The organism is Kitasatospora papulosa (assembly GCF_000717245.1).
GTDB lineage: Bacteria > Actinomycetota > Actinomycetes > Streptomycetales > Streptomycetaceae > Streptomyces > Streptomyces papulosus.
In genome coordinates, this window is record NZ_JNYQ01000017.1 from 51,793 (window position 1) to 75,532 (window position 23,740).

Here is a 23,740-nt window from a genome sequence, read left to right on the forward strand (position 1 = left end):
TTCACCTTTCCAGGGCGTGGCGGGGTAGAGGCTGCGGGCAGCAGCCCCTGTTCAGAGCGAGAAGGGGGATTTACGGGGTGGGGAGTCCGGCAGCAACCATGCGCAGAGCTCGGGGCAGCAGAACCTCCATCGGCTCGCCCGTGCCGCCCTGCACGAACAGTTCGAGAGCGACATTGCTTGCGGCCATCACGCTCGCGGCCACCAGGCGCGGGTAGAGATCGGCCCCGAGGTTCATGCCTGCGCGGTCGGCGATCGCCTCGGCAAGCTCCTTCTCCGCGATCTTGCCCGCGCGCAGCATCTCGGCCTCCAGTGCGGGTTCGGCCAGCATCACCCGCAGGCCGGCCGCCCACTCGTCGGGGCCTTGGGGCGGCATGTGCTCCACCTCGGGCCCAGGCTCCAACTGCCGCAATGCCGCGCGCATGATCGCCTCCCACAGCGGCTCACCGGGCGGTCCGTGACGCAGCTCGGCCGCGAGCCGCAACGAGCGCTCAAGATGCCGGAAGGCGATCGCTTCGGCCTTGCTGGAGAAGTAGTTGTTGTAGGTGCGCGGCGACACGCCGACCGCCGCGGCAATGTCTTCGACCTTGACCGCACTCCACCCGCGCTCGGCGGTGAGCCGGACTGCGGCCCAGCTCAGCGCCGCGCGCGTGGCTTCCTTCTTGCGTTCCCGTAGACCGCTCATACCGTTCACACTAACAGAAGATGCGTGGTGCGCAAAAATACGTGCCACGCATTTTTCTGGGTCGGGGGTGAGTCATCGTTCGGCGACGTGCCGAGATCCCGTCGTCAGGTAGCGATACTTGAGCGGGGACAGGCGCGCGATGTCCTCGTCCGGGATTTCGTGGCCCTCGACGCGGAAACCTCGGACACCGACAGGACACGCCAATCGTGGCCGTCCTCTCGGGCATAGGGGAAAGGGTCGCCGTTGTTCGGGCGTACGGCGATACAGCCCTCTCCGGGATGTGTCAGGCGCGTCCCGAAGGCGAGGAGCACCGCCGCCTCGCCGTCCGCACCGCCCGCGATCTGCTCGACGATCTCAGCGGACGGCGACCGGGGGCGCCCGGTCGATCGAGCCGTCGTCGTGCCGCCTGGCATAGAGCCGGGCCCCTGACATGGCGTTGCCGATCCACGCCGAGGGCTAACCGGTACTCCCACGGTTCACCGCTCGAGCGGAGGTGAACCGCGATCGACGGCACCCGGCTGGACACTGGCGGCGAGTGTGAGAACTGCAGCACCGTGGTGTACATCCGACGAGCCCGACGGGCGAAGACCGCTGCGCAGATCGACCTGGATCTGCCCGGCCTGAGCGACGCGAAGCGCCGTCCCCTCATCGAGGAGCAACTGCGTGAGCAGACTGCTCGCGAAGCCGAAGTGTCCGCGGCGCGCCAAGAGGAGACTCGCCCGCAGCAGGCCCGGCGCGATGAGGCCCGTGCGGCTGACCAGGAGCAGGCGAAGCGCGAGCGTACGGCCGCAGCCGCCGCTGACACGGCTCGTCAGACGCTGGCGTGCGAGGACTGCGGGCTGGAGCAGACGGCCGGGCGGTGTGAAGCGTGCAGCTACCGGCGCCGCACCGAGGCCCTGATCGCGGAGGCCGGGATGGTCGTGGCCACCTGGTCGGCCGACCTGACCGACCAAAACGTCGTCGCCACACAGAGGCCCGGCGCGCCGACCGACGCCCTCGACCTCTCAAACCGGCTCTCCGGAGTCTGACCGAGGACCGCCGAAGGCCGCCCCACACCGATCCCGGCCGTGCCCATGCCCTACCGAGTCTCCGCGAGGGACCCCGAAGTGCTGCTGGTCACCGCTGGCACCTGCACGTGCGACTGCCTCTGGTACCACTGGTCCTCCCAGGGCCGCATCGGCACCGTCCGCATCGACGACTGCGGCCGCCCGTTCCGCACCAGCGCCATCAAGGGCCTGCCGCGATACACGTACGACGCCCTGAACAGCCGGTGGGAACACTACAGCTAATGACCTGAGCGGAGATTCGCTGTCGCAGCAGGCTCCACACCATCGCGGACCGCCCGGCAACCGGTCACCTGATCCCGCTGGAAGCCCCGGCCGACCCTCGTCGACGCCATCACCGCACTCGCTCCCGCAACCTGACCGTCCCGACGGCGACTCGGTGCAGGCGGACGGACGGCGAGTCGGTCATGAATCCCCGTACCGACCTTCGTCACTCCAAAGAGCCACTTCAAGTCACCCCCTGTGCGGAGGATCAGACCTTATCCGTCGCAGACCCGGTTGACAGCCTGAGTGCTGACCTTGACGACGCCGATCCAGGCGGTGCGCGGCACATGACTGAGCTTGGGGACATCCCCTCCTGCGAACCTCTCCTCAATCGACGCAGTAACGATAAAAATCGACACTGTGTAGACTTTTCGCAGGATGGGGCGGTCAGGCTCCACAAGACTTGCTGGAGGAACAGTGCAGAAGCAGAACTGGCTCATCACCGGCGTGAGCACGGGCCTGGGGCGCGCTTTCGCGCAAGCCGCCCTGGCTGCCGGGCACACCGTGGTCGGCACCGTCCGCTCCGAGAAAGATTTGCGGGCCTTCGAGGAACTCAGGCCCGGGCATGCTCACGGCCGCATCTTGGACGTGACGGACGGCGATGCCGTCTCAGGCGTGGTCGCGGAGGTCGAGCGCAGCGTCGGTTGCCTGGATGTAGTCGTCGCCAACGCCGGCTACGGCCTGGAAGGAACCTTCGAGGAAACACCTCTGGCCGAGGTGCGGCGGCAGTTCGAGGTCAACGTGTTCGGGGCCGTGGCCACCCTGCAAGCAGCGCTCCCCCATATGCGCGCACGCCGCCGCGGACATCTGATGGCCGTCACTTCCATGGGCGGGCTCATGGCTGTGCCCGGCATGTCCGCCTACTGTGGCAGCAAGTTCGCCCTGGAAGGCATCCTCGAGGCGCTGGGCAAGGAAGTCGCGCAGTTCGGCATCCACGTGACAGCGGTCGAGCCCGGCTCCTTCCGCACCGACTGGGCCGGGCGGTCCATGACACGCGCCGCGCGGACCGTCGACGACTACGACGATCTGTTCTCCCCCATCCGCGAAGCGCGGCAGAAGGCCAGCGGCAACCAGCTGGGCAATCCGGCCAAGGCCGGAGACGCTCTCGTGCACATTGCTTCGCTCGAGCGCCCGCCGGCCCATCTTGTCCTGGGCTCCGACGCCCTGCGACTGGTCACCGCCGCGCGCACGGCCGTGGACGAGGACATCCGGGCGTGGGAGGCGCTCTCGCGTACGACCGACTTCGCCGAGGGCGCTCAGTTGTGATGCCTGGCCAGCCCTCCGCGCGCGGTCGTCGTACCACCGAGCGCAAGGGGGACGTCCGGGAGCGGGCCATCCTCGACACCTGCGAGGCCTTGCTGGCGCAAAAGGGCTACGACGCCATGACCGTCGGTGACGTGGCCCAGGGCGCCGGCATCACACGTGGTGCCCTGTACTTCTACTTCGGCTCCAAGCAGGAAGTGGTCACGGCACTCGTAGCCCGGACCGTGGAGCATCTGTGGGAGCGGTCCCGGGCCACCGCGCAGACGGATGAGCCACGCCAGGCCATCGCGGCGGCCATGCAGCGCACGGTCGAGCTGTGGAACGAGCACGGCCTGGTCATGCGCACGGCGATCGACCTGTCGCTCACGGTGCCGGAGATCGGCGAGCTGTGGAAGCACACCGCTGATCTGTTCGTCGAGGCCATCACCAGAGTCCTGGAACGGGCCGGGATTCAGGCCGGCACCCGACCAGACCAAGCCTCGGCAATCGCGCATGCCCTGTGCTGGATGATCGAGCGGACCTTTTACCACGCCTCACAAGAATCCCGAGAGAACCTTCAGAAGGCATCGGAGACATGCGAGCACATCTGGTTGATCAGTGCCGGCCTGATCACCTGAGGTATCTGACACTGGCTGGTGACCACGCGCCGAGCAACCGACACCCAAGCGGAGGACCCGACACGCGGTCCGCTCCGGAGTCGAGGGCACGTTCAACGAGTTCGCCCACGCACACGGCAGGCTGCGTTACCGATATCGGGGAAGGGGGAAGCGCGCGCATTCATCACGTCCTGCTGCCTACCGGCCGTCAACACCGGTCGCCTCGGCGCCCTGCCACCGATCGAGAACGCACCCACGGCCCGCTCACCGGCTGCCGCGAGGAGACTGCTTCCTGACGCCGTTGCCGTTGGAAGAACGACACGAAATCCGGCGCAGCGGACGCTCCCCCCTGGTGCCCCTGCGCAGGCACCAGCCGCGAAGACAGGTCGGTCAGCGCAGGTGTGCACAGCCGAGGGCCGCCGAGTGCGACCGGCGGCCCTCGGTTTCACGGTGCTGTCTTGGCCGACTGACGGTCGTGGGTGCGGTCAGGCGTCGCTGGTGTGGGTCGGTGTCGCCTCGCCGAGCATGGCAAGGGTCAGCACGTTGCCGGAGATGCCCCAGCCGCCGTCGGTGACCTCTTCGACCAGAATCATGGTGTTGTCACGGGCGCGTTCGCCGTAGATCTCGACGTACAGCTCGGTGGTGCGGGTGACGATCTGCTCCTTCTGCTTGGGGGTGAGGGTCTTCTCGGGGACCTTGAAGTTCGCGAAAGGCATGGCGGGTTGTTCCTTTTCTCAGGAGGCGTTACAGGGAGCTGCCTGCGGCGAGCAGGCTGTTCAGTCCGATGCGGCGGAATCAGTCGACAAGAAGGCGCTCGACGACCGCGGAGACGGTTTCGCTACCGTCTCGGCTTGGGTTTGTGTGGGTGCGCTGAGACCGAGTGTCATCCGCCATCGAAACCAGGCTCGCCACGGCTTTGGCGATCCCGGTCACTTCGGCGTCCGAAGGAATGAGCGCGGCCAGACGTTTGCCCGGATTGCCCATCGGAGGCGCGGCGTCGGCGGGGTCCTCAGAGGTGATGTCCAGCTCGACGGCGTGCACGTCGACGTGGTGGTCGGTCCGTAGTGGGTCAAGGCGGCCACAGCGGCCGCGTGACGGGTCGTGGTCTGGCGATCCTCGCGTGCACGGTGTGATCGGAGGCGGCCAGAGCAGGTTCGGACCCCCTGGTACCGCTGGAGGCTCCGATGACCGGAATGGCCTTTCGGCGTCGGCGTTCCTCATGACAGGTTCTTTCGTTGATCGATGGAGTGGCTGCGGGGGGTCAGATGATTCCGCCGTTGGCACGGACAACCTGTCCGTTGATCCAGTGACCGGCCGGGGAGGCCAGGAACGCGACGACCTCGGCGATGTCGGACGGGGTACCCAGTCGCCCGAGCGGGGGCTGGGCGGCCAAGCGGGCGATGGTCTCCTCGTCCTTGCCGTCCAGGAAGAGGTCGGTGGCCGTGGGGCCGGGCGCGACGGCGTTGGCGGTGACGTCCCGGCCCCGCAGTTCCCGGGCCAGGATCAGTGTCAGCGCCTCGACCGCACCTTTGCTTGCGGAGTACGCGCCGTAGTTCGGGAAGGCCAGCGCCACCACAGACGTGGAGAACGTCACGATCGCACCGCCGGGGCGCACCCGACGGGCGGCCTGCTGGACAACGACAAAGGTGCCGCGGATGTTGGTGCGGTGGAGGTCGTCCAGAACGGCCAGGTCCATCTCGGCGATCGGCGCCATGTGTGCCCGCCCGGCCGCGTGCACGACGACGTCGATACCGCCGAACTCTGCTTCGGCCGCCTCGAACAGAGCTGCGACAGCGTGTTCGTCGGCTACGTCGGCGCGTACCGCGATCGCCCGGGCACCGCTGTTGACGGCTTCCTTTACTGCGGCTTCGGCCTCGTCCTGGTTGCCGGCATAGCCGACCACGACGGCGTACCCGTCGGCAGCCAGCCCCCTGACGGCCTGGCGACCGATGCCTCGTGAGCCGCCGGTGACGATCGCGACACGAGGTGAGGCGGAGAGCTGAGCCGGGGCGGTGATCCCGTCGAGGGTGGCGGGAAGGGGCATTACTGACTCCTGTGGTGAATGCGGATCGGGCCGCGGTCTCGCCGTCGCCCTGCTGCGTCCTTGACAATGGGCCGGGTCCTCCCCCCTAGCCAGGGCTGCGTCTACCCAGGGGATGCCACCCCCTGGCTACGGCCTGGCGCGCGAGAGACCATGAACGGGTGAACCTTCCAGAACTCGGCGCCTTCCTCAGGACACGCCGCGACCGCGTCCGACCCGCCGAGGTCGGTCTCCCCCAAGGCCCGCGCCGGCGCGTCCCGGGGCTACGCCGTGAGGAGGTCGCCCAGTTGGCAGGGCTGTCGGCCGACTACTACACCGAGTTGGAACGAAGCAGCGCGAAGAACGGCGTGCAGCCCTCGGCCCAGGCCCTGGCCGCCCTCGCCCGAGCCCTACGTCTGAACGACGACGAGCGCGACCACCTGTTCCGCCTGGCCGAGCGGCCGATCCCCCTGTCAGCCCACGGGCCGTCGGCACACGTGCAGCCTGCGCTTCTCGGACTGCTGGACCGGTTGTCCAACACCCCCGCGCGCGTCATCACCGACTTGCACGAAACCCTGGCGGAAAACGACCTGGCCCAGCACCTGCTCGGCAAGTCCCCGGCACACCGCGGCCCGGCGGCGAGCTTCGTGTACTGCTGGTTCACCGACCCGCAGACCCGCGAGAGGTACCCGGCCGAGGACCACCCGCACCACTCCCGGGTGTTCGTGGCCGACCTCCAGGCAGCGGCCGCCCGGCGCGGCCGGGACGCGGAGGTCACGAAAATGGTTGCCGCGCTACGCCGACGCAGCCAGGAGTTCGCAGCCCTTTGGGACACCCACGACGTCGCGGTGCGCCGCATGGACCACAAGAAGATCGTCCATCCCGCGCTCGGCGTCATCGAACTCGACTGCTACAACCTGCTCAGCGAGGACGGACGCCAGCGTCTGCTGTGGTTCACCGCGCCGCCCGGAAGCCGAGGAGCCGAGCAACTGGAACTGCTGTCTGTCATTGGGGCCCAGGAACTCGGCTTCACTGAGGGCACAGCACCGGAGAGATCGTCCGCGGCGGAATCCGGATCGCTGCGCTGACCCGCGTCGCAGAGAGAGGGCTGCCGTACCGCCGAGACGTGGGGCGGCTTCTCATCGCGCCGAACATCGCCGTACAGTCCCCGGAAAGCCTTCATACTTGCCAAGTGCTTCCCTGGCCGGAGTGCATGATCACCGGACAAGCCCACGATACGGTTTGCGTCATGTCCGGCGTCTGCGGGCCTCGAAGGCATCATCCACAGTGCCGGGGAGGGGCGGCTATGGGTCCGGACGACGGGAGAGCGTCGGCTCGCTGTTTCGGCCGCGCCTGCCGTGGAATCCCAGTGGGCGGATACTGTCGCGGACCGTGCTGCGTGCCTCTGGTAAGCGCACGATGCCGCCCCCGTGAGTTCTCATGCAGAGGAGTCCATCATCATGCCCCAGCACAAAGAGGCTGCGGACGAACGGAATAGCCCGTCCGCGCAGAGGCATGGCGCCGCCAGAACGGACCACGATCCTTCCCTGGAGCCAGGCAAGCGCGATCCTGCGGCCGGATCTGCACTCGCCTCCGATACGGAGCCGAGGGCTGAGACCGGAGCCGAGACCGCGGCTGCAGGAGCCGGCAGGCCTGGAGAGCCGGGACAGTCGAAAGGGCTCGGGGTGGATGCGACGGCTGCCCGGAGTGCTGCGAAAGCCGGGCAGCCTGTGGGTCCAGGGGAATCAGCGCGGTCCGAAGGAGCCGGGGACGCCGGAGGTACTGGCGTTTCTGCCGTGACCGCGTCGAGCGGAACGTCACTGATCTCTGCCGAAGCGGAGCGTCAGGCCACGGTGCCCGTCGGCACCGAGGGAAAGGGTGCGGCATACGGCCCCGCGGCAACAGCCCAGCTCAACGGCCCAGTTGGCTCCAAGGAGGTGGGGCGCCCCGGCAAGGCACTGCTGGCCGCTGCGGCGATCGCCGGAGTCCTGCTCATCAGTGTGCCCTTCCTGATCGCCGTCGGCGACGGCGGCCGGCCCGGTGCGAGCGAGTCACCCGGCACGGTGCTCGGCGGTGGCGGCACAGAGGCGCCCGGGACCTTCTCGGCGGCCTCACCTGACGCTCGGCACGGTGGGGGGCCCAAGGCCCGTGGAGCCACGGTACCGGGCAGCGGTGCGGAGGCGTCCGGACGGGGCCGGGAGGAGGCCGGCTTTCTCGCAGGAGAGGATAATGCGGAGAAGAAGGCCAAGGGCGTGGTCGGCGAGCCGGGGACGACTGCCGCTCCCACCCCGGCTGCAGACAAGTCGGCTTCAACTCAGAGTTCCGGTACCCCGCCCCAGGCGCCCAAGGCGCTGGCAGCCTCTGCCGTCGTCTACACGGGGGTCGTTGGACACGGTTGCCCCACCCCGGTCGGCGGCGGCTACAAGCAGGTCAATTACTACAGCGACGGCACAGCGGGCTGGTACACCCGCACGACCGGAGCCTGGACGGGTGACGGGTGCAGCGGCAGTTACGCTGCGGTCCCCATGTCCGGTTCCACGTCCACGGATGGGGAGAGCAGGGTGATGTGGTGGTGGAGGCCGGGCACCGAAGCGCGTACCTGCCAGATCTCCGTGTTCATCCCGCACAGCAACACAACCCTGTACGTGGGAGGGCACCCCTCCACGTACCACGTGCTGGTCGACGCCAATGACCGGACGACGAAGTACAGCAGTTTCACCGTCAACCAGGCAGGTCTGCGAGGTCAGTGGATCGGCGTCGGTACGTTTCCGGTCAAGGGCCCCACCATCGGCGTGAAGCTCCTGGACCGGGGTGACGACTGGTCCAGCGGCTGGGCTAAGGCCCACCACGCGGCCGCGCAGATGAAGGCAACCTGCCGCTCTTGACGTCGGCCGTGGCGGGATGTCGCTCCGCTCGTCCCTGTCGCGGGCGTCGCGCAGATCGCCTCCGCGAGCGCACAGTTGACAGCGCACACCGCGGGGGGACTGCCAGTAGGTCATCGCGGCCGAGAACCGGTCATATCGACCCAGGGAGCCACTTCTCCGCACTGAGATAAGACGATCCCGGCAGGCGTCCACACTCGCGCGTCCGCAGTCTGCCTCTTGTCGACATCGACGACGAGCAACCCGATCCCCGACCGCTGCCTCAGCTCCTCCGTCCGCGGTCCCTCGAAGCGCAGAGCCAGGCACACCCGACGACGTTGGGTTCAACTGCGTACAGGCACGTCGTCCTGAGAATGTGCGCCGGGCAGTTGGTGTCAGGCGGCGATCAGCGCGACGTAGATGTTGCTTGCACCGGTGGACGCAGAGTGTGTGGGAGACGTCGTCCATCCGTTCCTGTACCTGGCCGTCCGAGCGAGCACACCGGACCCGGCGGCGGACAGTCGAAGGGGGGCAACGTGGGAGTATCAGGCCCGACGCGGGCATAGCGCCTTCGAGATGACAGTGCTTCTCCTGGTCTGACTGCGAGTTCGGCCGGGCAGCCGCGGTAGGAACTGACGTGCAAGAGGAAGATTCGATGAGCGAGCACATCGGAACATCGGGGGTGTTCTCCTGGTAGCCCTTTCGTCGGACCTGAACGAGACAGCGGTGGCCTCCCTCCAGGAGGTGCTGTCCGCCCAGGTCGTGGAGAAGGGCGCTCATGGTGTCCTCGACGACATCACCGGCGTGCAGGTAGTCGACACATTCGTCGGTGGCGGACTCTCCGTAATCGCCTGCGTCGCACGCCTCCCCGGCGCCCACCCCGTCCTCGTCGGCATCCGCCCCGGCGTCGCACAGACCTTGGTGCAGCTCGGCGTCGAACTCAACGACATCCCCAGAACACGCGATCTCGACGCCGGCCTGCTGGCGCTGGGAATCCGCAGCACGTAAGTCGCGCGAAGCTCATCGCGCAATTGGCCATCTGTGTGCATTGACGGTCAAACTTCACGCCGGCCCGAACTGTGACGTCCCCGTCGGCTCCGCCTGCCGCACCCGCAGAGGGAAGACCACCCCGGCTTCCTCCTCGTCCCCGCGCTCCGCGAGGAACTCGAAGTCTCGTCGAACTGCACCTCGACCCCGTCGGGGCCTACGCGCTCGCTCTCCCTGCGGGACAGCAAAGCGCGTGCGGCGGCTCCGTACCTTTTTGGAACACACCTCGGCCCCGCGTGAAGAGGACGTCGCGGGGCCGAGGGCGGGTTCTGAGCGACGTCAGTCGGTCAGGGCGTCCTTGACCTTCTCCTTGGCCTGCCGAGCGTCGCCCTTGGCCTGATCGGCACGCCCCTCGGCAGTGAGCCGCTCATTGCCCACGGTGCGACCGGCAGCTTCCTTGACCTTGCCCTTGGCCTGCTCGGTCTTGGCCTGAGTCTTCTCGTCAGCAGCCATTTCACTCACACCTTGCTGTTCTCGACATCATGGTCATTCACCGCGTGACCGCTATCGCTCCGTTCAAACAGATTGGTTCTCACCAGGCTCGCAAGGAGTCAGCGATCCCATGGGCGTGTCACCGCGGAGGCCGACGTCAGCCAAGGAGTGCCGTCTACGGTCGGTCGGCGGACCTCGCACAGCTCGTGGTCCGGCAGCACAAGCACCGTCACGACGTCCTCGCGGGAGATCAGGCACACCTGGTCAAGGCAATGCCCACCTTCGAAACAGCAGGTGTTCCTGTTACATATGCGCCGCATCCCACGGGCTGGAGGTCACGAATTGGGCCAGCGTCTGCCGGTTCCCGTCCTCGCCCAGGCGGGCGGCCATCGACTCCACCGACTTGCGCCCGCCATCCAGCAACAGACCCGCAGATAGACCCGCCCCACCGACGCTGATCCGTCCGCGCGAACGACCACTGTCGAGCGCTGCATCAACCGCCTCAAGTAATGGCGCGGTATTGCCACCCGCTACGAGAAGACCGCCACGATCTATCCGGCCGGGCTCCACATCGCAGGCATCTTCCTGTGGTCAGCCTGATGATCCAAACGAAACGGCCCAGGCGATATCGCCCGCCGCAGGTGGTCGGCCCATCAGCTCGATCAGTTCGATGCGGTTGCCAAGAAGGTCATGAAGGACTCCCTGCGGGCGTGGATGCGGTTTTCGGTTTCCGGGGCCGATGGCTCATGGCGAGGATGGCGTCCATCAGCCGGGCCGGCAGGAATCGTGTGAGAGGGATGATGAAGGCGGCGTCCGCACCGAGGGTGTACCGGGCGCGCGGACGGGGCGTGGTCGCCACCCTGGCGATCTTGGCGCCCGCCTTCGCCGCTGGTAGGGCTCGTTCGAGGAAGGCTGCGTTGGATGCCACCGTCGCGTTGATGAGGTGACCGTAGAGATGCTGGTGTTCGGCGCTCATCGCGGCAGCGAGTTCGAGAGAGAGGTCGCCGCTGCGGGCGGCCATCTCGGTACGGACGCCGCCGGGCTGGACAACGACCACCTGTACACCGTGCGCCGAGACCTCGCGGCGGAGGGAGTCGCTGGCCGCTTCAAGGGCGAACTTGGTTCCCGCGTAGGCCCCGAAGACGGGCAACGCGGCCACTCCCCCCACGGAGCTGATATTGACGATTCTGCCCCGGCTCCGCCGCAGGAAGGGCAGGAGCTTCTGGATGACGGCGACGTGCCCGAAGAGATTCACCTCGAACTGCTCGCGCCACAGAGCAAGGGGGAGCACCTCGACGGGGGCGTTGATCTCGATCCCCGCGTTGTTGACCAGGACGCGCAGGGCTCGCCGCTCAGGGTCGTCGGCGATCCGCCGGGCCAGGGCCTCCACATGGTGTGGGACGGTGATGTCCAGGGTGACCGGTTCGATGCCGTCGGCCCGGACGGCATCCGCCTCGCTGTCGGTGCGTACCCCGGCGAGGACGTGGTATCCCTTCGCGGCGAGGGCACGGGCTGTCGCGGCTCCGATGCCCGACGAGGCGCCCGAGACGACGACGAGTCCATCGGCCTTCCGAGGGTTTTTCCGCTGGTCTTTACGCGAGTCCTTGGGTGGACGGATCACGAAGGTGGGTCCTTTCACGAGACGAGGGTTGCGGACGGCCCAAGGGGAAGCGTGTGTCGGTCAGGTCCTCCGACACCTCCCACAGCCGCCGTGCCGCCGAACCGTCACGTGCCCGGGCGGACCGCCCGACCGGCGCCGGCGCACCGCGCATGGCCCAGAGCCGATCGGGGCCGGCACAGCTGTCGCCTGGAAGGTCCGCGGTGGCGGCGTACGGAGTGGGCAGGGCACCCTCCTCAGCGCTTTGGGCGACCAGTGCGACGAGGGCCTTCTCGACACGGAAACCGAGGTAGGGCCTCTTCTCCGCTCGCATCGGGTTTGTCGCGGAGATGCCGGGGTGTGCGGCCGTCGAGATGACGAGGGATCCCGCGCGGGTGGGTCTGCGCTGGAGTTCGGCGGCAAACAGGAGGTCGGCCGGCTTCGACTGCGCATAGGCGGCGCTGGGACGGTAGGACCTTCGCCCCCACTGGAGGTCGGTGAAGTCCGGGGAGCCGATCCGGTGCCCGAGTGAAGCCACCGTGACGACCCGCTCCCTGATGCGCGGAAGGAGCAGGTTGGTCAGGGCCAAGTGGCCCAGGTGGTTGGCCCCGAACTGCAACTCGAATCCGTCCGCGGTCCGCGAGAGCGGCACCAGGGAGTGACCAGCCTTGTTGACCCATAGATCGACGCGGCCCGGAGTGTCACCGGCGAAGGCCCGTACGGAGGAGAGGTCGGCGAGTTCGAGGGCGCGGGCCTGGACCGGCCCCTTCATGGTCGCCGCCACGGCTTCCCCCTTCTCCGGATCGCGTACGGCCAGGACCACCCGCGCTCCATGCTCGGCGAGGGCACGGGCCGCGACGAGCCCGATGCCGCTGCTCGCACACCGGTGACGACAGCGGTGCGGCCGGTCGGATCGGGCAGGTCGGCGAGAGAGAATCTGGACACACCACAAAAGTAGACACTAGCAACATTGTTGTCAATGGAAACATCTAGTTGGGTAGGCTCCCCCCATGCCTGACACCACCGAGCGGCGCCCCTACCACCACGGGAATCTCCGCACGGACCTGCTCGACGCGGCGGAGCGCAGCCTGAGGGCGCACGGGGCCGAGCAGCTCTCTCTGCGGGATCTGGCGCGGGACGTCGGCGTGAGTCACGCGGCACCACGACGCCACTTCGCGGACCGCCGCGCGCTGCTCGACGCCCTCGCCGAGTCGGGCTTCACGCGCCTGGGCGAGCAGCTGCGGGCCGCAGTGAACGAGATCGGCGACGAGCACGACCTCCCCGCCCGCCTGCTCGCGTTCGCGTCGGCCTACGTCCTGTTCGCGACCGAGAATGCCGCGCTGACCGAGCTGATGAACTCCAGCAAGCACCGCCCGGGAGCTACGGCAGTCACCGAGGCCGCAGCGGCCGCGTTCGGCCAGATCAGTGACCTGATCGAAGACGGCCAGGAACGCGGTGAGTTGGAGGGAGATGACCCGGAAGAGACCGGACTCATCATCTACGCAACCGTCCTGGGAATCACCTCCATGCTCAACAGCGGCATGATCGAGCCCGCGCGGCTCGAAGGACTTGTGGGCACAGCGGTGACACAGTTCCTGCGAGGCGCCCGCCCGGCGGAGCCGCGCTGACCGCATGACAGGACCGCTCCCGGCCCTCCGCCCCCGGCCGACGGCGCTCGCCGCTGCAAGCGGTGGGCGGGATGGCATCCAGCAGGCCGTCAGCTCGGTGGCGTCTTCAGACGCGGTACGCCCCCCTTGCGTGCCGCCTTCGCCTGGCACGCCGACCGGAAGGCCGCATCCATACGGGACAGCGAAGGCGAGGGTCCGACCGCGGGCGGCGGAGTCCCCTTGTCGCCGCGGCCTGATCACGATCGACATGGGCTCCTGACCTTGCTCGAGCCGGGTGCAGACTGTTGGTAGATCCGCCGCGCAAGCGTCCCCGTCGGTGATCGCGAGGCTCGACACGACACCGCCGGACAGTACGCTCCGCACGGCACACGATCGGCCCGCGCCATCGGCGGACCAGTTCACAGAACCGTTCCCACCGACCCCACTCGACCGTGGTTCGGGAAACGGTCCACCGGAACTACCCGCCGGGGCCGATGGCCCGCACCCAACCCGCCCGCAGTCACTCGGACGACCGCAGGTCGTTCATGCCGAGGCCAGCGCCTCCGTCGGGGGGAGCCGGGCCGCACGGACCGAGGGGTAGACCCCAGCAACCATGCCGACCGCAACGGCACCGAGGCAGCCGACCACGACCGAGGTCAGGGGGATGACGGACGGCCAGCCCTGATAGGTCGCGTAGCCGACAGCGGCGAGCACGCCGAGCGCTGTTCCGGCCAGGGCACCGAGCAGCGAAAGCGCCACCGACTCGGTGAAGAACTGGACCCGTACATGGCCCCGGGTCGCACCCAGCGCTCGACGGAGCCCGATCTCTCTGCGGCGCTCCAGAACCGAGATGACCATGGTGTTGGCCACGCCTATTCCGCCGACCAGCAGGGCGACACCGGCCAGCCCGAGGAAGAGCGAGGAGAAGGAGTTCTGCGTTGCGCGCTTGGCGGCCAGGGCATCGGACGGACGGCTGACCTGAACCTGTCCCGGCTGCTCCGGGAAAACGGTGGCGGGCAGTACCTTCCGTACGTCTTCCAGGTGGTCCTCCCCTGCCTTGATGTAGATCACCGTGGGGTTTCCCTTGAACCGCAGTGCCTTCTTGGCGGCGGTCCATCCCGTCAGAACGGCGACGTCGAGTTCCTCGGCCAGCGGTACGGAGCGGAGGATGCCGATGACGGTGAACCACGATCTGCCGACTCTTATCTCCGGAGCAGGCTCATCCGTGGAGATCTCCCCGATACCGAGACGGCTGGCCGCCTCGTAGCCCAGAACCGCGGTGGGGAACTGTTCATCAGCCTTGCTGAAGAACCTGCCCGACAGGACCGTGCCTCCCACGACGTCCAGGAGATCTCGCCGGGCAGCCAGAACGCTCAGTCCCGCGCTGGAGAAGTCCTCCCCGGAGGTGAGATCGGAACGCTGAACCTCTGTATTGGTGTTGGCCACCGCGCTCACCCCGGTGACCGGCCCGATACGGCCCGCCATGGCGACCGACTCCTCGGGCAGCAGCACCGGCTTGGACTGCCCGGGGACCGGCTGGACACGCAGCATGTTGGGGCCCAAAGCCGATATTTCTTCGATCAACGCCCGGTGGCTGGAGGCCGGGATTGCCGTCACTATCACCATCGTGGCGACACCGATGGAGATGCCGAGCGCCGACAGCACGGAGCGCATCTTGCGGGTCCGCAGGCCGAGCATGCCAAGACTCAGCAGATCCGGAAAGGCCAGCCGCACGGGCTTGACGCTGCTCGTGGCGGACCTGCGCGAGCGCGAGGACGGGGCACTTGAGTGCTGGGTGGAAAACGGTTCGGAGCGGGGGCGCTTGGAGCAGGAGTGTTTGGAGCGGGTGGCTGTCATGTGAGGCTCTCGGTCAGTGCGGTGTCCGCGACTTTGCGCCCGTCGCGCATGTGGACCCTGCGTGGCAGTTGTTCGGCGATGTCCCGGTCGTGGGTGATGAGCACGATCGTGGTGCCTGCCGCATTGAGTTCGGTCAACAGGGCCAGCGCTGCCTCGCCGTTCGCCGTGTCGAGCGCACCGGTCGGCTCGTCGGCGAGGACGAGGGCCGGCTCGTGGACGACTGCGCGGGCTATGGCAACCCGCTGGCGCTCTCCCCCGGAAAGCTGGTGCGGGAGATGGTCGGCGCGGTGCGCGAGACCGACACGGGCCAGGGCTTCTGCGGCCATCCTCTTGCGGCACTTGCGCGGCACACCGGCATACAGCAGACCGGTCGCCACGTTCTCCGTCGCCGTGAGTCCGTCCGTCAGATGGAAATGCTGGAAGACGAAGCCCAGGCGGCGCCCGCGCAGGGCGGACAGTTCGCGGTCGGAGAGCTCCGCCACGTCACAGCCCTCGATGATCACACTGCCCCTGGTCGGCGGGGCCAGTGTGCCCATGATGTTGAGCAGGGTGGACTTGCCCGAGCCGGAAGGGCCGAGGATCGCCAGCAACTCGCCCTGTGCGACGGACAGGGATACACAGTCGAGGGCTCGTACCTCGGGCGGGTAGACAACGCTCGCCTCCAGGACGCTGATGACCTCGGTCATGCCGTGGCTTCCACCTTCATGCCCTCGGCGATGTCCTCGCCGCTGATTTCGACCAGTCCCCGGGCGAACATGCCCGTGTCCACCGGAACGAGCCTGCCCCCGGCGGAACGCCCCTCAGCGGAACGGCCTTCGGCCAGACGCACCGCGTAGCCTCCCTCGCGCAGAGCGAGCAGCGCCCCGACCGGGACAGCGAGTACACCCTTCTTGGCCTCGCCCTGGAACCTCACCTGCACGGGCGCGGCGTCGATGCCTTTGACAGCTTCGGTGTCGTCGACCGAGACGGTGACATTGATCTTGGTTACGCCCGTGCCGCTCTCTCCCTCCTGATCCGCCTTGATGGTCGTACCGATCGTGGCGACCTCGCCCGCGGTTTCGGTCCCGTCCGGAAGCACGACGGTGACCTTCTGACCCGCCTTGATGGTCCCGAGATCAAGCGTCTCCACCGGAATGTGCACGGACTTGGTGGTGGCGGAGACCGACAGCAAGTCGTTCGCCGCCGCGTCCCCCGTCTGAGCAGAAACCTCCGAAACACGGACCGCTGAACGTGTCACCACCACATCGGAGATCTCCAGAACCCCGGTCGGCTCGATACCGACGGACTTCTGCCAGCGCTTGATCGCGGACATCAGGCCCTCGGTGAGCACACCGTCGCCCTCCTTGACCGTGACCTGCCGGGCGGGCGTGGGCGACTGGCCCGCCCGCGTCTGGTCTTCCGCCGGCTTGCCTGCCCCGGTCTCCTGGTCGGCATCGTCGCCCTGAGCCGACGGGGGCGGGCCGGAGCTCGGCTCGGCGGTGTCCTGACCCGTTTCGCCCGCTGTCGAAGGACCGGCGTCCGCCGACGTCTGCTGATCCACTGGTTCCCGCTGCTGAACGACTGTGCCCGGAGCCGGCTGTTGCCCGATGTCGTATCCGAGGGCCTTCAGGTTGTCGGCCGCGGCCCGTATGTCACGGCCGACACTGCCGGGAGTGTCGAGCCTGCGGTACATGGGGGTACTGCCGTAGAAGACCACGGTGGGACGCTCGTCGACCCGATACAGCTGCTCACCGCGTGCGACGGTCGCACCCTGTTTCGGAAGCCAGGTCACCACTCCTTCGCCGGCGCCCCGGATGGTGCGTACGGAGTCGTAGCCGAGCGTGCCCTCCATCTCCCTGACCCCGGACATGTCCGTCTTGGCCACCGCGACCTGCCGTATCTTCGGACCGGCCTCGGGCCCGGCGGTGTTTCCGCCACCGCCCGCCCACAGCAACCCGGCTCCCACTCCTGTCACCAGGAGCACGGCGACGACACTGAGAGCTACCGCCTTCTTCCGGCCGCGCGCCGCCGGCTCAGGGAGGTCCGCCTCATTGTCAAGGACCTCGCCGCCTTCTTCTTGAACGGCCACGCGCAGCGGCATCGTCTCGGCAGGATCGCGGTCACTATTCACTGAACGCCTCGATCATGCATTCCTGGTCAATCTGATCAGCGTTTCTGGGTGGCGTCGTGCCCGCTTTGTAGTTCCAACCCTCACCATTAGGAAGGGGGTCCACTTTGAGCCCCTTCTCATTCATGCACTGGATATATTCAGCGTAATCAGACATGTAGTTGGGATTTCTCTCCGGGTCCGTCTCCGCGGGCGGGAGAGGCTTCTTCCCCAAACACTTCTTCTCCGCGTCCGGATGTTCTACCGACACATCCACGCCGGGCCATGCCAGAAGGTCGGGGTCCGCTCCCTCCACTTTTGAGCCGATCTCGCCGATTCTCACACCATGACTTTTCAGGCACTGGAAATACCCCTGACTCATCCGCAGCTCCTCGACAGCCGACGTGTCCATCCGGCGCTGAGGACGACCGGCCTCCGAGTCATCCACGTCGGCATCCGCACCACCCCCGCTCCCCGATTCCGCCTTCTCTGCCGTTCCAGTGGACCGATCGACGGAATCGACACCGGGTTCCTCGTTCACATCGGAGCCGGAGCAACCCGCAAGCAGCATCACCGCCGCCACAGCCCCAGAAACAAGGAGGAGCCTTTCACGTGGAAGGCACAGCGGACGGAAGCTGGTACCGATCAGATCTGTTCTCATGCGGCACAGACTGGCATGAGATTGTCAGGAAAATATCAACGCTTGCGTGCGAGCCGGCCTCTAGCACGCAATTGTCAAGAAGTTGTCAGGGGAACCGATCTACTGCCTGCATTTCCACCCGTGCACCACAGGCTTATGATCTGGCCATGTCCACATACGTACTGGTGGCGGAAGACGACCGGAAGCAGGCGGAGTTGATCCGCCGCTATCTTGCGCACGACGGCCATGAGGTATCCGTCGTGCACGACGGCAGGACAGCGCTCGGGGAAGCCACCCGCCGGCCACCGGACCTGCTCGTCCTCGACTGGATGCTCCCCGGCCTGGACGGGCTGGAGGTATGCCGGCGACTGCGGGGTGCCGGCGAGTTGCCCATCCTCATGCTCACCGCCCGCTCCACGGAGGACGACCTTCTTCGAGGCCTGGACCTCGGAGCGGATGACTACATGACAAAACCATTCAGGCCGCGCGAACTGGTCGCACGCATCCGCACACTGCTGCGCCGCAGCCGCCCCTCGGCCGGTCCGGCCGCCGTATCTCCTGCGGCGCCCGCGAGCCCAGCAGTTCTCACGGTCGGCCGACTGACCGTGAATGCGGCTCAGCACCAGGTATTCGTCCACGATCGCCCGGTGAACTGCACCCCTGGCGAATTCCGCATACTGAGCGCAATGGCTGCCTCACCCGATCGGGTCTTCACCCGATCCCAACTGCTGGACTGCCTGACGGATCACGGCAGACCCGTCTCCGAGCGCACCGTGGACGTACACATACTGAACCTGCGGAAGAAGATCGAGACCTCTCCCCGCAGACCCCAGCACCTGCTCACGGTCCACGGCATCGGATACAAACTGGCCAGCGGCGACCATGGCGCCTGAAGTGCCGCTGCGCAACAGCCTGCTGCTCCGCCTCCTGATCGCCTCCTTCGCGATCTCCCTGGTCTCCATCGCCGCCACGGCCTGGCTCACGGCACGCAGCACCACGCTCGCCCTCAAACAGGAACGGGGCCAGATCCTCGCGGACGACGCCACCATCCAGAACACGCTCGAAGGCTTCGCGGCCTCGCACCCGAACTGGGACGGAGCCGAACACACCGTCCGGGATCTCGCCCGTAGAACCGGACGCGGCATCGTCATCGCAACGCGGGCACGCGAGGTCATCACCGCCTCGGACCGGTCCTCCGTGGACCGGCTACCTCTCAACGCGAGCGCTGTCATCGATCCTCTGCACCTCAGTCCGCTCCCGGACCAGGGTGCCGGCTCGCCGGAGGACGTCTCCCGAATTGACCCACGGGCGGTCGGGCCCTACCTGCTTCCCACCACGGAACGGAAGAAGCTGAGGCAACTCGCCCGTCAGGAGGTCGACTGTCTCTACGACGCACAAGGGCTACGCGCACACATCGTCGAGGAACCCAGCGGCAGGCCCGTCATCCGGGCTCTCCCCTCCGGAGCGGTCACCCCGCAGACCTGCGCGACCAAAGACCTGCCCGCCCCCACCCCGACCGAGGCGAAGGCTCTCACCGAACTCACCGCCCTCGTCCGAACCTGCGCGGCACGCAACCGCATACGCATCGAAGAACCCCTCACCATCGATACGCAGTTCCGGTTGCGCCAGGCCGGCTTCGAGCAGGGCTCCTCCCGCCTCGACGACTGCGTGGAGGAAGGCCGTCGCGAACAGCTGGCACCTCATGTCGCCCCGGCCGCCCTGCTGTTCGTCACCAGCCCTGCCCAGTCGGCCACTGCCGTTTTCGATCTGTCCAGGGCCGGAACCCTGCGCGTACTGGGAACCACCAGCCTGATCCTCACCGTGACCATCACCATCACCGCGATCATCGCGATCCGGCTCATACGTCCGTTGCGGAAGTTGACCAACGCCGCCCGCGACACCTCGGGCCGGCACATTCAGATCCCCATCACCACCAGGGACGAGATCGGCTATCTGGCTGCGGCCCTCAACGAGCTCTCGGAACGTCGCGAACGCACCGACGAACAGCGCAGAGTCATGGTCAGCGACATCGCGCACGAGCTTCGGACGCCGCTCAGCAACATACGCGGCTGGCTGGACGCAGCCCAGGACGGTCTGGCAGATCCGGACTCGTCGCTCGTCGCCTCGCTCCAGGAGGAAGCGGGCCTGTTGCAGCACATCATCGACGACCTCCAAGTGCTCGCTGCGGCAGACGCAGGCTCCCTGCGTCTCAACTTCCGCAAGCTGAACCTGCGGGAGCTGGCCGAACAGTCACTCGACGCCCATCAAACAGCCGCGCAGGCAGGCCGAGTCGCACTGACCGGCTACTTCACAGACGACCTCACCATCGAAGGCGACCCCGTCCGCCTGCGCCAGGTACTGGGCAACCTCCTGTCGAACGCGATACGCCACACACCGCCGAACGGCTCCGTCATAGTCAGCGGCTACCGGGTGGAAGGCGGCGTCGAGCTCCACGTCGCCGACACCGGCAGCGGCATCCAACCAGAGGATCTGCCCCGTATATTCGACCGCTTCTGGCGAGCCGAACAGTCCCGCAGCAGAAATACCGGAGGCAGCGGTCTCGGACTCTCCATAGTCAGACACCTCGTGCAAGCGCACGGCGGAGAAGTGCACGTGGTGAGCAGCCCAGGCACGGAAACCGTGTTCACGGTTCGGCTTCCGACCTGATCATCCGCAAGGTGCCTCTCCCTCCCCCACGTTGCAGGGTCCTTATCTGATCGAGGGGACAAGGCCGACCAGTTCCAAGATCGAGGAGGCGCTCAGTAACGGCCTGAACTGACCGGCCGTCCGGTGGGGTGGCGCGTCCGCGCGGGAGGCGCGTCGTTCCCAAGGCGTTCCCGAGGCGGCTCCCCGAGCGCCACGATGACGACGGCAGGCACCGGACGCGGGCGGGACCGGCAGCTGCGGCGGGGCGAAGGACGCGGCCGCAGCACCCACGGGCCGGTCGCGAGGAGCGCGGCAGGTCGGTGCCTCTGCCGAGAAAGCCGCGGGAGTCGTCGTCGCCGACCTGCCAACGCGTAAGTCTGTCCGCCGACACTCGAAAGTTTCGAAACTGACGCGCACGCTCGGCGGATGCCCCTCGCGCATCTCCTTCCGCCCTCTGCGGCGGCTCGCGTGCAAGATGATCTGAACAGCGGCGATGGAGGCACCGAGGCGTGTTCCGGCGTAAGGAATGTTTCCGAAAGAATGTCGAAAGCGTTGACAGGGGCATGGCGGCCTACGAAAACTTGGCCCATCGGACGACATGAGCCCGTCGGTCGGCTCGCGCCGTGTGGCCGGCCGGCACGGCGGTCGGTCGTGGCGGCGTGACGACCGGGCGGGCCGCCGTGGTTCGCGCAAGGCAGCGGGCGGCAGAAGCCGCCCGCCCCCACCAGCCTTCATCGGGAGAACCCATGCAGCAGGACGGAACGCAGCAGGACCGGACCAGGCAGAACCCAGCTCAGTTCGGCGGCATGAGCCGGCGACGCTTCATCGGCGGCGCCGGTACGGCCGCGCTCGCTACGGCGTCCGGGCTGCTGCTGCCCGGCACCGCCCATGCCGCCACCACCATCACCACGAGCCAGACCGGCAACGACGGCATGTACTACTCGTTCTGGACCGACGGCGGAGGCTCCGTCTCCATGACGCTGAACGGCGGCGGCAGCTACAGCACCCGGTGGACCAACTGCGGCAACTTCGTCGCAGGCAAGGGCTGGAACACCGGCGGGCGCAGGTCCGTCCGGTACAACGGCTATTTCAACCCGTCGGGTAACGGATACGGCTGCCTCTACGGCTGGACGTCGAACCCGCTGGTGGAGTACTACATCGTCGACAACTGGGGCAACTATCGGCCCACCGGCGAGTACAGGGGCACCGTCTCCAGTGACGGAGGCACGTACGACATCTACAAGACGACGCGGTACAACGCCCCCTCCGTCGAGGGCACCCGCACCTTCGATCAGTACTGGAGCGTCCGGCAGTCCAAGGTGACCAGTGGCTCCGGCACCATCACCACCGGCAACCACTTCGACGCCTGGGCGCGCGCGGGCATGAACATGGGCCAGTTCAGGTACTACATGATCATGGCCACCGAGGGCTATCAGAGCAGCGGGAGTTCGAACATCACGGTCAGCGGCTGACCTCTGTCCGGCGAACGACCGGTTGCGGGCCCGTCCCCGTGGCGGATCCCGCAACCGGCGTGGCCTCTCCCTCGAGGGCCGCCGGCCAGCCGCGCGCGGATCCACTCGTCGAGCCGGGTGCGGCGGGCCACCCACGTGAGGGTCGGGCCGTGAAGAGGGTGCCGCAGGAGCGATTCGACGACGAATCCGCGCGACGCCTCGCAGGTGTGCAAGCTTCTGGGCCATTCCTGCTGGTAGGGACGATCGGCGCACAGGGGTCGCTACTTCCGCGCGTTCACGATCAACGGCGCCAGCCCGTCGGGGTCGGCGTGGTGGGTCCGGCCGATGGCCGCGTCCACCCGCTTCGGGCGACAACGTCAGTGCTCCCACGGCACCGGAGTGCGGTGCGGTCGACGCCCCGGCCCGACCGATTCGCCGACGCCGCCCGGTGCTCGCTCGTCGCGACTAGCCAGGTGCCGAAGCCCCCTCGCCGGGCGGCGCCGTAGACGCGCGTACCACGAGTTCGGTGGCGAGCTCGATGTGGTGGGACTCGACCTTTTCGCCGTTGGCCAGGCGCAGGGCGGTACGCAGCGCGGTGCCCCCCATCTCCCTCAGTGGTTGGCGCACGGTGGTCAGGGGCGGTGTGGTCATCCGGGCAGGGCTCGTGTCGTCGAAGCCGACCACGCTCAGATCTTCGGGGATGCGCAGGCCGCGGGTGCGGGCCGTCTCGATGACGCCGGCTGCGATCTCGTCGTTGCCGGCGAACACCGCCGTCGGCGGCTCCTGAAGGCTCAGCAGCGCTGTGGCACCCAGCAGCCCGGTCTCGTACGTGAAGTCTCCGGACCGGACGTAGCCGTCGGGCACCCGCATGCCGTCCGCTTCCATGGCCGCCCGGTAGCCGTGCGTGCGGGCCTGATTGCACACGGCTGCGGCCGGTCCGCCGAGATAGGCGATGCGGTGGTGGCCCAAGGAGAGCAGATGCCGGGTCGCCGCCAGGCCGCCGGTGAAGTTGGTCGCCCCGATGCTGTGGACCCGGCTGTCCGGCACGTGGAGCGGGTCCAGCACGACCAGGGGCAGGCCGGACCGGCCCAGTTCGTCCAGATGTGCCGCGGTGTACACGCTGGTGATCGCGATGACGGCCCGGCGTCCGGCTGAGACCAGATCCCGGGCCCAGTGCGGAGCAAGGGACGCCTTGCTGATGACCACCGAAGCCCCCGACTCGGCCGCGGAGTCGATGATGCCTTCCAGCGTCTCGGCCACGTACGACTTGAGGCCCCCCTTGAACTGCACCTCTATCGTCGGCATGTCGGTGGCCTTGGTGTGGCGGAACACGGGCGCGAGGTAATGGTGCTGATGCAGCAGTTCCTGCACCCGGGTGCGGGTGTGCGGCGCCACGTCACCGCGACCGTTGACCACTTTGGACACGGTCGCGACGGAGACCCCAGCCGCTTGGGCGATGTCCGCCAGAGTGGTACGCCTGGCCTTCGGTCGCATCGGTTCCTCTCAGTCGTACGTCCACCGGTGGGGGTGAGCCGCCGTCGGCACCGGCGACACGAGTGGAACCGGTCAACCGTACGGCAACCCGGTACCGAGTTCGTCCGCACAGGTGCAGCCGGGCCTCCCGACG

At 67.7% G+C, this 23,740-nt stretch carries 22 protein-coding genes and 2 pseudogenes; 11 read left to right on the plus strand and 13 right to left on the minus strand.

Annotation, left to right across the window (positions count from 1 at the left end):
* Nucleotides 1–70 precede the first annotated feature (70 nt).
* Nucleotides 71–682, minus strand: a complete 612-nt coding sequence (locus IA22_RS0130205; RefSeq protein ID WP_030125418.1) for a TetR/AcrR family transcriptional regulator — start codon at nucleotides 680–682, stop codon at nucleotides 71–73.
* Nucleotides 683–1,236: 554 nt separating this feature from the next.
* Between IA22_RS0130205 and IA22_RS34780 the strand changes: the two genes are divergently transcribed.
* The 4 genes and pseudogenes from IA22_RS34780 (at nucleotide 1,237) to IA22_RS0130225 (ending at nucleotide 3,890) form a co-directional block, all read left to right on the plus strand.
* Nucleotides 1,237–1,710: a hypothetical protein gene (locus tag IA22_RS34780; protein WP_157840942.1), complete on the plus strand. Its 474-nt coding sequence runs from the start codon at nucleotides 1,237–1,239 to the stop codon at nucleotides 1,708–1,710.
* A 24-nt stretch (nucleotides 1,711–1,734) separates the two neighbouring features.
* Nucleotides 1,735–1,971 (plus strand): annotated as a pseudogene (locus IA22_RS0130215) (transcriptional regulator); the annotation flags it as partial.
* A gap of 456 nt (nucleotides 1,972–2,427) precedes the next feature.
* Nucleotides 2,428–3,276, plus strand: coding sequence for an oxidoreductase (locus IA22_RS0130220; RefSeq protein WP_015575535.1), 849 nt, complete (start codon nucleotides 2,428–2,430; stop codon nucleotides 3,274–3,276).
* Nucleotides 3,276–3,890 (plus strand): TetR/AcrR family transcriptional regulator, encoded by a 615-nt coding sequence (locus IA22_RS0130225; protein ID WP_030125421.1) that lies wholly within the window; start codon nucleotides 3,276–3,278, stop codon nucleotides 3,888–3,890. Before IA22_RS0130220 ends, IA22_RS0130225 begins: the two co-directional genes overlap by 1 nt.
* Nucleotides 3,891–4,354: 464 nt before the next feature.
* Here IA22_RS0130225 and IA22_RS0130230 read toward each other — a convergent pair whose 3' ends face one another.
* The 3 genes from IA22_RS0130230 to IA22_RS0130240 form a co-directional block, all read right to left on the minus strand.
* Entirely contained in the window at nucleotides 4,355–4,585 is a 231-nt protein-coding gene (locus IA22_RS0130230) for a tautomerase family protein (RefSeq protein WP_015575537.1), read from the minus strand.
* Nucleotides 4,586–4,664: 79 nt separating this feature from the next.
* The gene (locus IA22_RS0130235) at nucleotides 4,665–4,910 is read right to left on the minus strand and encodes a hypothetical protein (protein ID WP_015575538.1); all 246 of its coding nucleotides are present in this window, start codon (nucleotides 4,908–4,910) and stop codon (nucleotides 4,665–4,667) included.
* A 220-nt stretch (nucleotides 4,911–5,130) separates the two neighbouring features.
* The gene (locus tag IA22_RS0130240) at nucleotides 5,131–5,913 is read right to left on the minus strand and encodes an SDR family oxidoreductase (RefSeq protein WP_015575539.1); all 783 of its coding nucleotides are present in this window, start codon (nucleotides 5,911–5,913) and stop codon (nucleotides 5,131–5,133) included.
* Nucleotides 5,914–6,071: 158 nt separating this feature from the next.
* On the opposite strand from IA22_RS0130240, the gene IA22_RS0130245 reads away from it, so the two are divergent.
* The 3 genes from IA22_RS0130245 (at nucleotide 6,072) to IA22_RS0130255 (ending at nucleotide 9,758) form a co-directional block, all read left to right on the plus strand.
* The gene (locus IA22_RS0130245) at nucleotides 6,072–6,977 is read left to right on the plus strand and encodes an MmyB family transcriptional regulator (protein ID WP_030125422.1); all 906 of its coding nucleotides are present in this window, start codon (nucleotides 6,072–6,074) and stop codon (nucleotides 6,975–6,977) included.
* A 708-nt stretch (nucleotides 6,978–7,685) separates the two neighbouring features.
* Nucleotides 7,686–8,774, plus strand: a complete 1,089-nt coding sequence (locus IA22_RS34785; protein WP_157840943.1) for a hypothetical protein — start codon at nucleotides 7,686–7,688, stop codon at nucleotides 8,772–8,774.
* Nucleotides 8,775–9,425: 651 nt separating this feature from the next.
* Complete coding sequence (locus IA22_RS0130255; protein WP_030125424.1) at nucleotides 9,426–9,758, plus strand: STAS domain-containing protein; 333 nt, start codon at nucleotides 9,426–9,428, stop codon at nucleotides 9,756–9,758.
* Between the two features lie 318 nt (nucleotides 9,759–10,076).
* Here the strand turns inward: IA22_RS0130255 and IA22_RS35540 are convergent, their stop codons facing one another.
* From IA22_RS35540 to IA22_RS0130275, 4 genes and pseudogenes are all read right to left on the minus strand, one after another.
* Nucleotides 10,077–10,250 carry a CsbD family protein gene (locus IA22_RS35540; RefSeq protein ID WP_014158333.1) on the minus strand — a complete coding sequence of 58 codons (174 nt, stop codon included), beginning with the start codon at nucleotides 10,248–10,250 and terminating at the stop codon, nucleotides 10,077–10,079.
* 288 nt (nucleotides 10,251–10,538) lie between these two features.
* Nucleotides 10,539–10,701, minus strand: a pseudogene (locus IA22_RS35545) (transposase); the annotation flags it as partial.
* Nucleotides 10,702–10,917: 216 nt separating this feature from the next.
* The gene (locus tag IA22_RS0130270) at nucleotides 10,918–11,850 is read right to left on the minus strand and encodes an SDR family NAD(P)-dependent oxidoreductase (RefSeq protein ID WP_030125425.1); all 933 of its coding nucleotides are present in this window, start codon (nucleotides 11,848–11,850) and stop codon (nucleotides 10,918–10,920) included.
* Nucleotides 11,822–12,649: an SDR family NAD(P)-dependent oxidoreductase gene (locus IA22_RS0130275; protein ID WP_030125426.1), complete on the minus strand. Its 828-nt coding sequence runs from the start codon at nucleotides 12,647–12,649 to the stop codon at nucleotides 11,822–11,824. The genes IA22_RS0130270 and IA22_RS0130275 overlap by 29 nt, the downstream gene beginning before the upstream one ends.
* A 187-nt stretch (nucleotides 12,650–12,836) precedes the next feature.
* On the opposite strand from IA22_RS0130275, the gene IA22_RS0130280 reads away from it, so the two are divergent.
* Nucleotides 12,837–13,454 (plus strand): TetR/AcrR family transcriptional regulator, encoded by a 618-nt coding sequence (locus IA22_RS0130280; protein ID WP_030125427.1) that lies wholly within the window; start codon nucleotides 12,837–12,839, stop codon nucleotides 13,452–13,454.
* A gap of 522 nt (nucleotides 13,455–13,976) precedes the next feature.
* On the opposite strand, the gene IA22_RS0130285 is transcribed toward IA22_RS0130280, so the two are convergent.
* The 4 genes from IA22_RS0130285 to IA22_RS37745 form a co-directional block, all read right to left on the minus strand.
* Entirely contained in the window at nucleotides 13,977–15,167 is a 1,191-nt protein-coding gene (locus tag IA22_RS0130285) for an ABC transporter permease (protein ID WP_033249266.1), read from the minus strand.
* A gap of 119 nt (nucleotides 15,168–15,286) precedes the next feature.
* Entirely contained in the window at nucleotides 15,287–15,976 is a 690-nt protein-coding gene (locus IA22_RS0130290) for an ABC transporter ATP-binding protein (protein ID WP_030125429.1), read from the minus strand.
* A complete protein-coding gene (locus IA22_RS0130295) occupies nucleotides 15,973–17,358 on the minus strand; it encodes an efflux RND transporter periplasmic adaptor subunit (protein WP_245229620.1) in 1,386 nt (461 codons plus the stop codon). The genes IA22_RS0130290 and IA22_RS0130295 overlap by 4 nt, the downstream gene beginning before the upstream one ends.
* Before the next feature lie 34 nt (nucleotides 17,359–17,392).
* On the minus strand, nucleotides 17,393–18,037 hold the full coding sequence (locus IA22_RS37745) for a hypothetical protein (protein ID WP_245229621.1): 645 nt from the start codon (nucleotides 18,035–18,037) through the stop codon (nucleotides 17,393–17,395).
* Nucleotides 18,038–18,183: 146 nt separating this feature from the next.
* On the opposite strand from IA22_RS37745, the gene IA22_RS0130300 reads away from it, so the two are divergent.
* From IA22_RS0130300 to IA22_RS0130310, 3 genes are all read left to right on the plus strand, one after another.
* Nucleotides 18,184–18,909, plus strand: coding sequence for a response regulator transcription factor (locus IA22_RS0130300; RefSeq protein WP_030125431.1), 726 nt, complete (start codon nucleotides 18,184–18,186; stop codon nucleotides 18,907–18,909).
* Nucleotides 18,899–20,683 carry a sensor histidine kinase gene (locus IA22_RS0130305; protein ID WP_030125432.1) on the plus strand — a complete coding sequence of 595 codons (1,785 nt, stop codon included), beginning with the start codon at nucleotides 18,899–18,901 and terminating at the stop codon, nucleotides 20,681–20,683. The genes IA22_RS0130300 and IA22_RS0130305 overlap by 11 nt, the downstream gene beginning before the upstream one ends.
* 725 nt (nucleotides 20,684–21,408) lie before the next feature.
* The gene (locus tag IA22_RS0130310) at nucleotides 21,409–22,134 is read left to right on the plus strand and encodes a glycoside hydrolase family 11 protein (protein ID WP_015575554.1); all 726 of its coding nucleotides are present in this window, start codon (nucleotides 21,409–21,411) and stop codon (nucleotides 22,132–22,134) included.
* Nucleotides 22,135–22,578: 444 nt separating this feature from the next.
* Here the strand turns inward: IA22_RS0130310 and IA22_RS0130315 are convergent, their stop codons facing one another.
* A complete protein-coding gene (locus IA22_RS0130315) occupies nucleotides 22,579–23,607 on the minus strand; it encodes a LacI family DNA-binding transcriptional regulator (protein ID WP_015575555.1) in 1,029 nt (342 codons plus the stop codon).
* Between the last annotated feature and the right edge of the window lie 133 nt (nucleotides 23,608–23,740).